10 protein-coding genes are annotated in these 11737 nt (G+C 71.5%); 7 read left to right on the top strand and 3 right to left on the bottom strand.

Features of this window, described 5'->3' with window-relative positions:
* Positions 1-43 precede the first annotated feature (43 nt).
* The 7 genes from RLT59_RS30710 to RLT59_RS30680 all read left to right on the top strand — a co-directional run bounded on the left by RLT59_RS30710 (position 44) and on the right by RLT59_RS30680 (position 7807).
* On the top strand, positions 44-814 hold the full coding sequence (locus RLT59_RS30710) for an IclR family transcriptional regulator (protein ID WP_024492240.1): 771 nt from the start codon (positions 44-46) through the stop codon (positions 812-814).
* A gap of 3 nt (positions 815-817) precedes the next feature.
* Entirely contained in the window at positions 818-1291 is a 474-nt protein-coding gene (locus RLT59_RS30705; RefSeq protein WP_311306418.1) for a GNAT family N-acetyltransferase, read from the top strand.
* 124 nt (positions 1292-1415) lie between these two features.
* Positions 1416-2441, top strand: coding sequence for a hypothetical protein (locus tag RLT59_RS30700; protein ID WP_311306417.1), 1026 nt, complete (start codon positions 1416-1418; stop codon positions 2439-2441).
* Positions 2438-3760, top strand: coding sequence for a sensor histidine kinase (locus RLT59_RS30695; protein ID WP_311306416.1), 1323 nt, complete (start codon positions 2438-2440; stop codon positions 3758-3760). Before RLT59_RS30700 ends, RLT59_RS30695 begins: the two co-directional genes overlap by 4 nt.
* Positions 3757-4437 carry a response regulator gene (locus RLT59_RS30690; protein WP_311306415.1) on the top strand — a complete coding sequence of 227 codons (681 nt, stop codon included), beginning with the start codon at positions 3757-3759 and terminating at the stop codon, positions 4435-4437. The genes RLT59_RS30695 and RLT59_RS30690 overlap by 4 nt, the downstream gene beginning before the upstream one ends.
* 75 nt (positions 4438-4512) lie before the next feature.
* Positions 4513-5964 carry a peptidoglycan D,D-transpeptidase FtsI family protein gene (locus tag RLT59_RS30685; protein WP_311306414.1) on the top strand — a complete coding sequence of 484 codons (1452 nt, stop codon included), beginning with the start codon at positions 4513-4515 and terminating at the stop codon, positions 5962-5964.
* Between the two features lie 412 nt (positions 5965-6376).
* A complete protein-coding gene (locus RLT59_RS30680; RefSeq protein WP_311306413.1) occupies positions 6377-7807 on the top strand; it encodes an MFS transporter in 1431 nt (476 codons plus the stop codon).
* Between the two features lie 86 nt (positions 7808-7893).
* Here RLT59_RS30680 and RLT59_RS30675 read toward each other — a convergent pair whose 3' ends face one another.
* From RLT59_RS30675 to RLT59_RS30665, 3 genes are all read right to left on the bottom strand, one after another.
* Complete coding sequence (locus RLT59_RS30675; protein ID WP_311306412.1) at positions 7894-8799, bottom strand: LysR family transcriptional regulator; 906 nt, start codon at positions 8797-8799, stop codon at positions 7894-7896.
* A 105-nt stretch (positions 8800-8904) separates the two neighbouring features.
* A complete protein-coding gene (locus RLT59_RS30670; RefSeq protein WP_311306411.1) occupies positions 8905-10236 on the bottom strand; it encodes a pectate lyase family protein in 1332 nt (443 codons plus the stop codon).
* Positions 10237-10343: 107 nt separating this feature from the next.
* Positions 10344-11678 carry an ABC transporter substrate-binding protein gene (locus RLT59_RS30665; protein WP_311306410.1) on the bottom strand — a complete coding sequence of 445 codons (1335 nt, stop codon included), beginning with the start codon at positions 11676-11678 and terminating at the stop codon, positions 10344-10346.
* Positions 11679-11737 lie beyond the last annotated feature (59 nt).

The raw sequence follows: 11737 nt of genomic DNA, 5'->3' as shown, positions 1-11737 counted from the left end.
GAAGTCGCGGGTTTCTCAAGTGGGCTGGAAAGGGCGTAGGGCGATGTCGGTTGCCGAGTCTGGTGGGGCACAGGTCAAGTCCGCGGTACGGACGGTGGAACTGCTGGAGTACTTCGCCGGGCGGCCCGGCATGCACTCGCTCGCCGCGGTTCAGGAGGCCGTCGGCTACCCCAAGTCCAGCCTCTACATGCTGCTGCGCACCCTGGTCGAGCTGGGCTGGGTGGAGACGGACGCGACCGGCACGCGGTACGGGATCGGCGTACGGGCGCTGCTGGTCGGCACCTCGTACATCGACGGCGACGAGGTCGTCGCCGCCTCCCGCCCCACCCTGGACCGGCTCTCCGACGACACGACGGAGACCATCCACCTGGCCCGTCTCGACGGGACGAACGTGGTGTACCTCGCCACCCGCCAGTCCCAGCACTATCTGCGCCCCTTCACCCGGGTCGGCCGCAGGCTGCCCGCGCACTCCACCTCGCTCGGCAAGGCGCTGCTGGCCACCCACAGCGACGAGCAGGTCCGCAAGATGCTGCCCGAGACGCTGCCCGCGCTGACCGAGCACACCCTGACCGACCGGGAGAAGCTCATCGAGGAGCTGCGCCTGATCCGCGAGCAGGGGTACGCGGTGGACCGCGAGGAGAACACCCTGGGGCTGCGCTGCTTCGGTGTCGCGATCCCGTACCGCACCCCGGCGCGCGACGCGATCAGCTGCTCGGTGCCGGTCGCCCGGCTCACGCCCGCGCACGAACAGACGGTCAAGGACGCGCTGTTCGACGCGCGCGACCGGCTGACCCTCGCGACCCGGAGGCTCTGACCCGTGGAGGTCTCACTCCGCCCGGTCCAGGACGGCGATCTGCCGCTGTTCTTCGGCTGGATGTCCGACCCGGTGGCGGTCCATGCCGCTGCCTTCACCAGCGAGGACCCCACGGACCGGCACGCGTTCGACGCCCACTGGGCGCGCGTCCTGGCCGACCCTTCGGTCGTGATGCGCAGCGTCCTCGCCGACGGGGTGGTGGTCGGCAACGCCGGGGTCTACGGGCCGCCGGGCGACCGCGAGGTCACCTACTGGATCGACCGGGCGCGCTGGGGCCGGGACGTGGCGACCGCCGCGCTGGCGGCCCTGCTCGCCGCCGTACCGGAACGTCCGCTGTACGCGCGTGCGGCGGCCGACAACGCGGGGTCCCGGCGGGTGCTGGAGAAGTGCGGGTTCACCGTGACGGGCGAGGACCGCGGCTACGCGAACGCCCGCGGCGAGGAGACGGCCGAGCTGCTGTTCACCCTGCCCGGATGACGAGACGGCCGAGCTGCTGTTGACTCCGGCCTGAGCGGCGGGCGGCTCCTCTCCCCCGCGCGGGGGAGGCAGATCACCGTCGGGTATGAGGTGCGCTCGCCGCCCGCGCGGGAGCGTGGACGGTATGACACAGACACCGCTCGCACCGGCTCCCGGACCACCTCTCACCACCCCCGTCACCACCAGGGCGCGCACCGCGCTGCGCGCCCTGGCGATCGTCGCCTGCCTGCCCTACATCGTGCTCAAGGCCGCATGGGTCTCGGGCAGTCACCTCGGGATTCCCGACGGCAGCTCGCTGCTCGACCACCGCACCACGATGATCGTCGCCAACAGCGGTTCGGTCCTGATGGACGGGGCGGTCGTCGTCACCGCCCTGCTGCTCACCCAGGCCTGGGGCCGGCGCGTGCCCGCGTGGCTGCTCGTCCTGCCGATGTGGGTGGCGACCGGTCTGCTGCTGCCGATCATGGCCGGCTATCCGCTCCAACTGCTGGTCCAGGCCCTGGGCGGCGAGATCACCAGCAGCGCCGAATCCACCCGGCCCTTCCTCGACCAGTGGGTCTTCGCCGTCGTCTACACCGGCTTCATCATCCAGGGCCTGGCCCTGGGCGCCCTCTTCGCGCTGTACGCGAAGGACCGCTGGGGCCACCTCTGGCGGGGCACGCTGCGTGATCTGCCCGCCAGTCCCACCGCTCCCGCCCTGCGGGCCTGCGCCGTCGCCGTCTCGCTGACCGCCCTGATCCCCGGCACCATGCATCTGCTCTGGGCCACCGGGTCGACCGCCGGGCTCAACGCGGCGCTGATCGCGGAGAGCAACAGCGGCTCCCACGTCGTCGACGCGGTCGATGTCCTCTTCACCGCCGCCGCGGTCGCCGGAGTGCTGCTCCTCGCCTTCCGCCGGAGCTCCGCGCTGCCGCTTCGGGTGCCGCTCGCGCTGGCCTGGGGCGGGTCGGGCGCGGTGGGCTGCTGGGGCGGCTGGATGGGTCTCGCCGCCCTGAGCAGCGTCGATGACCTCGCCCATCGGCCCACCCCCGCCGCGGTGCTGACCTACGCTGTGCAAATGCTGGTCGGAACGCTGGTGTTGGCCCTGGGCGCGTACTTCCTGGCCGAGCGCGCGGCCGGTACGCGGCCGCCGTCCGGCCTCCGGGCGTGACGCCGCTGCTCGGGCGGCGGGCCCGGCTCCGCTGGCTCCATCTGATCATCGGCGGCGCCCTGTTGATGCCGTACTTCCTGGTGGGCACGGTGATGGTCGGCTCGTTCCGGGCGGGCGCCAATGTGTTCAGCTCGCCGGTCGACCAGCTGATCGCGTTCGCCTTCGCCCTGCCGATGGCCTCGGCCACCGCGCTCTTCCCGCTCGCCCGGCCGCTGTCGGTGTCCGCCGCCCGCGCCCTGTGCGGACTGCCGCCGGACCGGCCGCTGGCGGACGGACCGGCCAGGACCCGGCAGGCCCGGGTCCGCGCGGCGCTCTGGTACACCCCGCACGTGGCGCTCGGCGGCATCGTGAGCGGCATGACGCTGGCCCTGACCCCGTTCGCGGTGGGTGTGACGGTGCTGCCGTTCTTCGCCGCCGTGCGCGAGTCCCCGGTGCTCGACGTGCCGGAGGCGCTGGACGGTCCGTGGCTCCCGGCCCTGGCCCCGTTCGCCGGGATCGCGATGCTGGCGGCGATGGCCGGCTGCGCGGCGGCGGCCGGGGCGCTGCTGGCGAACCGGGCACCGGTCCTGCTGGTCCCGACCCCCGACGACCGGCTGGCCGCCGCCGAACGCCGGGCGGCCGGCCTCGCGGTACGCAACCAACTGGCCCGGGAACTGGACGATTCGGTCGGCCACGCGCTCAGCGCCGTCACCCTCCAGGCAGGCGCGGCCCGCAGGGTGCTGGACAGCGACCCGGAGTTCGTCCGCGAGGCGCTGGCCGCGACCGAGGAGACCACGCGGCGGACGGTCGACGAGCTCGACTCGGTGCTCGGGCTGCTGCAGCGGACCGCCGAGGACGCCGAGACCGCCGGCACCGCGGAGGGCGCCGGAGCGGCCGGGTTCGCGCAGGACACGACCGGCTCCGGGCTCGACGCGCTGGACGGGCTGCTGGCGCGGTGCGGGGTGCCCGTCTCGTACACCGCCGAAGGTGACCGGGGCGCGGTGCCCGGCGTCGTGGGGCGCGAGGCCTACCGGATCGTGCAGGAGGGGCTGAGCAACGCGCTGCGGCACGGGGCACATGGCGCAGACGGTGGGCACTGCGGACCGGTGCGGCTGCGGATCACGGTGCGCGCGGAGGAAGTGGAGATCGTGATGGACAGCCCGCTGCCCGCACGGCCGTCCCCGGCGGCCCCGGTACGCCCCGGCGGCGGCCGAGGACTGCGCGGCGTCCGTGAGCGCGCCGTACTGCTCGGCGGCCGGGCCGGCGCCGGACCGCACGCCGGCGGGTGGCGGCTGACCGCCCGCCTCCCCCTGCGCCCCGGCGAGCGGGAGCTGCCATGAGCACGCCGGTCCGGATCGTCGTCGCCGACGACGAGCGCATGGTCCGTACCGCCCTGCGGGTCATCCTGGACGCGGAGGCCGGGCTGGAGGTCGTCGGCGAGGCCTCGACCGGAGCGGAGGCGCTCTCCGTGGTGCGCGAGCTGCGCCCCGACGTGGTGCTGATGGACGTGCGGATGCCGGAGACCGACGGCATCCGGGCCACCGAGCGCATCCTGGCCGTGCTCGACCCGGCGCCCCGCGTCATCGTCGTCACCACCTTCGAGCACGACTCCTACGTGTACGAGGCGCTGCGCGCGGGAGCCGCCGGCTTCCTCCTCAAGCGGGCGGCGGCCGAGGAGCTGGTGCAGGCGGTGCGGCTGGTGGCCCGCAGCGACTCGCTGCTGTTCCCCGCCGCCGTACGGAGCCTGGCGGCCGAGTACGGGAGGCGGCGGCCGTCCGCCCCGCCCGCCGCCTGGGCGGCCCGGCTCACCGAGCGGGAGGCGGACGTGCTGCGGCTGATGGCGGCCGGGCTCAGCAACGCGGAGATCGCCGCCCGGCTGCGGGTGGGCGCGGCGACGGCGAAGTCCCATGTGGCGGGCGTCCTGGCGAAGACCGGCGCGCGGGACCGTACCCAGGCGGTCATCGCCGCGTACGAGTCGGGGTTCATCGCACCGGGCCGGGCCGGCGACGCCGGGTGACAGGACGATGAGTAATGGGTGAGAAGCGGCACAACCGGGAACGGCGTACCGCGCCCCGCACGTCCCTTGTACGGGATGAACAAGACCATAAGGCGAGCCTCGGTCTTCTGCCTGCTGCTGGTCCTCGCCCTGCTGGGGCGGGCGACCTGGGTGCAGGCGTACCAGGCACGGGCGCTCGCAGACGACGACCACAACCGGCGGAAAACCATCGCGCAGTACGCGCAGCCGCTCGGGGACATCATCATGGCCGGCTCGCCGGTCACCGGATCGAAGAGGACGGAGGGCAGCGATCTCGCGTACAAGCGCACCTACGACAAGGGCGACCTCTACGCCGCCGTCACCGGATACAGCTCACAGGCCTACGGCTCCACGCAGCTCGAAGGGATCTACAGCCATGTGCTGGACGGCTCCGACGACCGGCTGAAGAACCCGCTGAACGTGGTGACCGGTGAGAAGACCGATCCGGGCAGTGTGCTGACCACGATCGACCCGGACGTGCAGAAGGCGGCGTACGACGCCCTCGGTGACGACAAGGGCGCGGCCGTGGCGATCGACCCGAAGAGCGGGCAGATCCTGGGGATGGTCTCCACGCCGTCCTACAACCCGTCCGACATCAGCGGGACGACGGACGGCGACACCTGGAAGAAGCTGCTCGCGGACCCGGACAAGCCGCTGGTCAACCGCGCGATGCGGCAACCGCTCGCGCCCGGTTCGACGTTCAAGCTGGTGGTGGCGTCCGCCGCGCTGGAGAACGGGCTGTACAGCTCGGTCGACGAGGCCACGAAGAGCCCGATGCCGTACACGCTGCCCGGCACCAGCACCCCCCTGAAGAACGAAAGCGCCTCCGCGCCCTGCGAGAACGCGACGCTGCGCGTGGCGCTCCAGTACTCCTGCAACAACGTCTTCGGCAAGGTCGCCGCCGACCTCGGCCAGGACAAGGTGCGGGCGATGGCCGAGAAGTTCGGCTTCAACACGGAGGACCTCGATGTGCCGGTCAGGGCGTACGAGAGCGTCTACCCGAAGAAGATGGACGACGCGCAGACGGCGCTGACGGGCATCGGCCAGTTCGAGGTCACCGCGACCCCGCTCCAGATGGCGATGGTCTCCGCCGCCCTCGCCAACGGCGGTGAGCTGGCCGCACCGCACATGGTCTCGAAGGTGACGGACTCCAAGGGCAGCACGCTGGAGGACTTCGCGGACGGCGACATGAAGCGTGTCGTCTCCGCTTCCACCGCCAAGCAGTTGCGCAGCGCGATGGTGACCGTCGTGGAGCAGGGCACCGGTACCAACGCCAGGATCGGCGGCGCGGAGGTGGGCGGCAAGACGGGCACGGCGGAGAACGGTGTGGGCAACAGCAACACCCCGTACGCCTGGTTCACCTCGTACGCGAAGGACAGGTCGAGCGGCCGGGAGGTCGCGGTCGCCGTGATCGTGGAGGACTCCGGTTCTTCCGCCTCCGAGGTCAGCGGCAACGGCCTCGCGGCCCCGATCGCGCAGAAGATGATGAAGGCCGCGCTCCAGCGGTGACCGAGGGAACGTGACGCCCCGGTGCCCCGGTTCGGGGTACCGGGGCGTTCGGCGTGTCCCGGGTCCTTCACGTCTTCGCATTGTTGCGCCTGACTTGAATACGCGCCTAGCCGTGGACACGTCCAGCGACGCCGACGATGCCGCTGCCGGGCCCCGGCGCGCGAGACCTGCGGCCAACGGGACTCGGCGCGTGGGACAGCCCCTTCGGCCCTCCGGTGACCGTCGCCCGGAGCCGTCGGACCCCACCGTTAGCCGCGCTCAACGTGCTTCTAGACATTGGGCGTTGTCGGCGTGAGCGATGGCTGTCAGCGTGTCTGGGCGGCGGACGGGCTGCGCGGCACGGCCTGTTCAGGTGGTGCGCAGACCCCCGGTCACGGTTGCACAGCGTCACGTACGTCCCAGGAGCGCCTCGATGAAATCCCTGCTCAAGTCCCTCCCGGTCTCGGGGCCCGCAGCCCCGGAGACAGTGAGGGACGGCTCCCCCGTGGTGCTCGGCGCCGCGCTGCTGGGCTTCTTCCTCATCTCGCTGGACGCCCTGATCGTCACCGTCGCGCTGCCCGACATCGGCCGTAGCCTCGGCGTCGGCATGTCCGGCCTGCAGTGGGTCGTGGACGGATACACCCTGCTCTTCGCCGCCCTGATGCTCTCCGCCGGCGCCCTCTCCGACCGCATCGGGGCCCGGCAGGCCTACGGCGGCGGTGTCGTGCTCTTCGTGCTGGCCTCGGCCGCGTGCGGGCTCGCCACCGGCCTCGGTGTGCTGGTGGCGGCGCGGCTGGTGCAGGGGGCCGCGGCGGCGGTCATGATGCCGGCGTCGCTCGCCCTGGTGCGGCAGGGCTTTCCCGATCAGGCGAAGCGGGCGCGGGCCATCGCGGTCTGGACCGTGGGCGGCGCGGTCGCGGTGGCGGCCGGACCGGTGCTCGGCGGTGCGCTCACCGCTTCCGTCGGGTGGCGGTGGATCTTCTTCGTCAACCTCCCGGCCGGTCTGCTGGCGCTCGTCCTGCTTGCCCGGGTGCGGGCCTCCCCCCGGGTGCGGGCCTCCCCCCGGCTGCCCGCGCGTCTTGACCCGGTCGGTCAGGTGACGGCGGTGCTCACGATGGGCGCGCTGACGTACGGCGTGATCGAGGGAGGTGACAAGGGCTTCGGCCGGCCGGTCGTGGTGCTGTCCTTGCTGGTGGCCGCGGTGGCGGCGGCTACCTTCCTCGCGGCGCAGGCCAGGGGCGCGCACCCGATGCTTCCGCTGCCCCTGTTCCGCTCCCGGGTGGTGGCGGTCTCCCTGGTGGTCGGCTTCATGCTCAACGCCGCCTACTACGGCGGGGTGTTCATCTTCAGCCTGTATCTGCAGCAGGAGCGCGGCGAATCGGCGATGCGCGCCGGTCTGATGTTCATTCCGATGACGGCGCTGGTCGCTGTGGTGAACCTGGCCTCGGCGAGGATGGCCGGGCTGCTCGGCCCGCGCGTGCCCATGGTGGCGGGACAGCTGACAGGGGCGGCCGGGCTGGTGGCGTTGCTCACCGTCGGCCCGCACACCAGCGTGTGGGTCGTGGCGGCTCTGATGGTGCCGGTCGGCCTCGGCGGGGCGCTGACGGTGCCGGCCCTGACCGCGATGCTGCTGGACGCGGTGCCCGCGGACCGGGCGGGCACCGCCTCGGCCGTCCTCAACACCGGCCGCCAGGTGGGCGGGGCGATCGCGGTGGCGGTCTTCGGGGCGCTGCTCGCGGGGGCGGACACCTTCCTGGCCGGGATGCGGTGGAGCATGCTGGTCGCTGCCGTGGGGCTCGTACTGACGGCGGGCGCCACACTGACGCTGCCCTCGCGGGACGCGCGCCGGGACGCGGAGGTCTGAGCCGGGCCACCGTGGTCAAGTGCCTCGTCACACGTCCCGTCACACGTCTCGTCGCACGTCCCGTCGCACGGGTGCAATCGCGTGTGTCATCGCATGTCCGAGAACTCCAGGAGGATTCCGACGAAGGCCCGGAGCTCGGCGGATTCGCTGCCTCTGAGCCACATCGGCGCGTAGTCGACGGGCGGCGCGTAGTCGACGGGCGGCGCGTAGTCGTACGGCAGGTAGACGACGTCCGGTCGCCCGTGGTAGGCCGCTGCCCTCATGCTGACCGTCGTCGCGCCTCGGCCGGCCCCGACCAGCGAGAGGATCTCCTGCCAGGCCACGGCTTCCGGGCCCCGGGAGACGGTCCGGCCACCCGGTGTGCGCGTCGGGTACAGCACATCGAGGAATTCCCGGGACACACCGGCAGGCGTGATCAGCGGCAGGAGGGCCGTGTCCTCCTGGGAGACCGCCTCCTGAGCCGCGAGGTGGTGCGAGGCGGGCACCACGAGCGCACGGCGTTCGGAGAACAGAAGCGGTCCCACGTCGAACTCGGCCCCGTCTGCGGGGAGTTCCTTGATCAGCAGGTCGAGTGCGTCGGCCCGCAACGCTGTGAAGGCGGCGCTGAACGTCACCTCGTGGAACTCCACGGTGCACCGGGGATGGCGGGCGCTGAACTCCTCCCCCGCCCGCACTATGAGGTCGCCGCACCACGGGGCGGAGAATCCGACGCGCAGGACACCGCCCAGGCCCCGGCAGACCGCTGACGCGTTGGCGAAAGCCTGCTGGACCCGCTGGTACGCGGGGCGCAGCTCGGCGTGAAGCTCCCGGCCGACCGGGGTGAGGGCCACCCGGCGGTTGCTGCGTTCGAACAAGGCGCCACCGACCTGGCGCTCCAGCTTCTTGATCGTCTGGCTGACCCGGCCCGGCGAGACGAGCAGGCGTTCGGCGGTGCGCGTGAAGTGGAGCTCTTCGGCCAGCGTCAGGAACGTCTCGATCTCATGTCGCTCCACTGGGCCCCCGGACCGCGGGGTCACCACATTCGAGGGGCCCCGCGGTTCCACTTTAGGGCATGGTTGATCACTCCCAGAGGGGGCTCTCAGGCATGCGGTCGGAGGTCAGGCGCCGGGGATCCGGCCGGCTCCCGCGCCGAGGCCGACGAGCAGCGGCACGAGCAGCGGGTGGTCGACCCGGTCGCGCAGGGCCGGGGTCCAGCCGGCGCCCGTGGTGAGCCGCTCCTCGGGGACGCCCGCGTTGTGGACGGCAACCAGGTCCGTGCGGCGGCCGTTGACGTAGTTGTCGGCGGCCGTGAGCGAGGACTCGGACCACTTCTTGAGGATCTTCGCCCGGTCGAACTCCCCGGCCAGGGTGAACGCGTTGTGCTCTGCGACGAGGTGCGATTCCGCGCCGATGCCGTAGGAGTAGCCGTAGACGCTGCCTCCAGTGGCGACGAAGTGGTTGTTGTAGGAGTCGACCTGCCCGAAGCGGACGCGGGGCGCGCGCTCGTTCAGGTCCTTGAAGAGGTTGTGGTGCAGCGTGACCCGGAGCTTGCCGCGATCGGTGGCCCCGGCACCGTCGCTGTTGCCGATGAGCATCGTCTTGTCGTGGTCCTTGAGGACGTTCCAGGAGGCGGTGACCAGGTCGGCTCCCTTGACGATGTCGAAGAGCCCGTCGTGCTGCTGGTACAACTCGTCGAAGTAGCGGGGCTGGTCCGCGTCGGAGTGGTCCCCGTCGCTGAAGGTGTTGTGGTCGACCCAGACGTGGTCCGAGCCGTGGACGACGAGGTTGTCGTACTCGGAGTTCCAGTGCCCGGTGTCGCCGTCGGTGGGGTCCCACTGGGGGAAGCAGTCGTAGGTGTCCTCGAAGCTGATGTTGCGGACGATGACGTTGGAGACGTTCTGGATCTGGAGACTGGCGCCGACGACCGTGGCGTCCTTGCCGACGCCGATCAGTGTGGTGTTGGAGGGGACGTAGACGTTCACGGCGGCCTTCTGGAGCTTGGCGGAGGCGAGCCGGGCGTCCTCCATGGGGCCGGACGGGACCTCCTCGCGGCCCCAGGTGGCCGGGTCGTAGGCGGCGAGGTACTTGTCCAGGGTGTAGCCGTCGCTCTGGTACTCCTCGCAGCCGATCGGGTTGCCCTCGGCGTCGGAGCTCCCGTGGACGGTGCCGCCGATCCTGACGATCTTCGGGGCGTCGCCCGCGTCCGCGAAGGCGGCGACGAGTTCGGCCCGGTTGCTCACGGTGTAGACGTGATCGGGGGTGGCGGCGGCGCCTCCGGTCGTGGAGCCCTCGGCGGCGGCCCAGCCGTCCCCTGCGGGAAGCACCGAGCGCTCGGTGCTGCTGCCGCCGTGGTGCGCGGATGCCTGGGCGGGCACGCTCAGGGCCAGGGCCAACGAGGCGCAGCCCATCGCGACGGCGATGGCGCGGGTGCGGGATCTGCGTGCGGGCATGACGAATCCTCAGCTCTCGTTCAGGTGCGCGGGGAGAGGGGGCCGCCGGCGGCTGGACGAGCCCCGCCGCCGGCCGCCGGGGGCGCCGGCCTTGTGAACGGGCCGGATCAGCCGTTGCCGATCTCCTTCCACTCCGCCTGGGCCTTGTTCAGCTCCTCGGCGATCTTGTCCAGGAAGGCCTTGGCCGTGATCTTGCCGAGCAGCAGCTTCTGGAACTCCGGCTCGTTGTCCGCCTTGCTGATGTTGTTCCAGTCGGGCAGGTAGTACGGCAGCTGCACGATCTTGGTGGAGCCGTCGGTGAGAGCCTTCGCGGCGAGCTCGGTCGGCTCCGTGGCGCTGATCCAGGGGTCCTTGGCGGCCTCGGTGTTGGCCGGGATGGCGCCGGCGGACTCGTTCCACCTGCTGTTGGACGCGTGCGAGGCGGCGAACTCGATGAACTTCCAGGCGGCCGTCTTGTTCTTGCTGGACCGGAACAGGCCCAGGCCGTCGACCGGGTTGGAGACCTGGACCCGGGTGCCGCCGTCGCTGACGGGGTTCGGTATGCCGGCGAACTTCTCCTTGCCCAGCGCCTTCAGGTGGTCCTGGTAGGAGCCGAGGTTGTGGCTGAGCATCCCGATGGTGCCGGTGTCCCACTGGGCGACCATCTTGGTGAAGTCGTTGTTGACGTCGGCGGCGGGCGTCGACTTCTTGTACAGCGCGGCGTACTTCTCCAGCGCGGCCACGTTCTTCGGGTCGTTGAGGGTGGTCTTGTCACCCTTCCAGAACTCCGTGATGCCGGACTGGCCGTACGCGGCGTCCATGGCCTGGGCGATAGAGCCGGCGCCGCCCCGGATGGTGTAGCCGAACTTGTTCTTCTTGGCGTCGGTGAGCCTGTCGGCCGCCTTGTAGAAGTCGGCCCAGGTGGCGGGGGCCTTCAGTCCCGCGGCCTTGAACAGGTCGGTGCGGTACCAGAGCGCGCCGTTGTTCGCGGAGGTCGGCACCGCGAACATGTCGTCGCCCCGGCCGCCCGCGTCCTTGACGCTCTCGACCATGCCCTCGACGAGCTTGCCCTGGAGTGCGGAGTCCTTGATCCGGTCCGTGAGCGGGTCGAGGGCCTCCTGCGAGACCATGTTGGCCAGGTAGGCGGTGCCGACGCCACCCACGTCCGGCAGTCCGCCGCCCGCGATGGCCGTGTCGTACTTGGACTGCACGTCGGCGATCGGGATCGGCACGTACTTGACCTTGATGTCCGGGTTCGCCTTCTCGAAATCCTTGATGATCTCGGTCCAGATGGCGGTGCGCGGACCGCCGTTGTTGTCCCAGAAGGTGATCTCGCCCTTGCCGTTGCCCTCGGTTCCGCTGTCGCTGCCGTCGTCACCGCAGGCGGTGGCGGTCAGTGCGAGTACCGCCGCGACGGACACCGCTGCCGCGGCACGCCCACGCTGCGTCTTCGAGATCTTCATGGTCGGCTCTTCTCTGTGGCTGGTCCGTGTGAGGGTTGCTGCGTGGGGGGGCTCAGGTC

The sequence above is a fragment of the Streptomyces sp. ITFR-6 genome (assembly GCF_031844725.1).
Taxonomy (GTDB): Bacteria; Actinomycetota; Actinomycetes; order Streptomycetales; family Streptomycetaceae; genus Streptomyces.
Note: the sequence above shows the minus strand (reverse complement) of the source record. Positions and strands in the feature narration are given on the sequence as shown.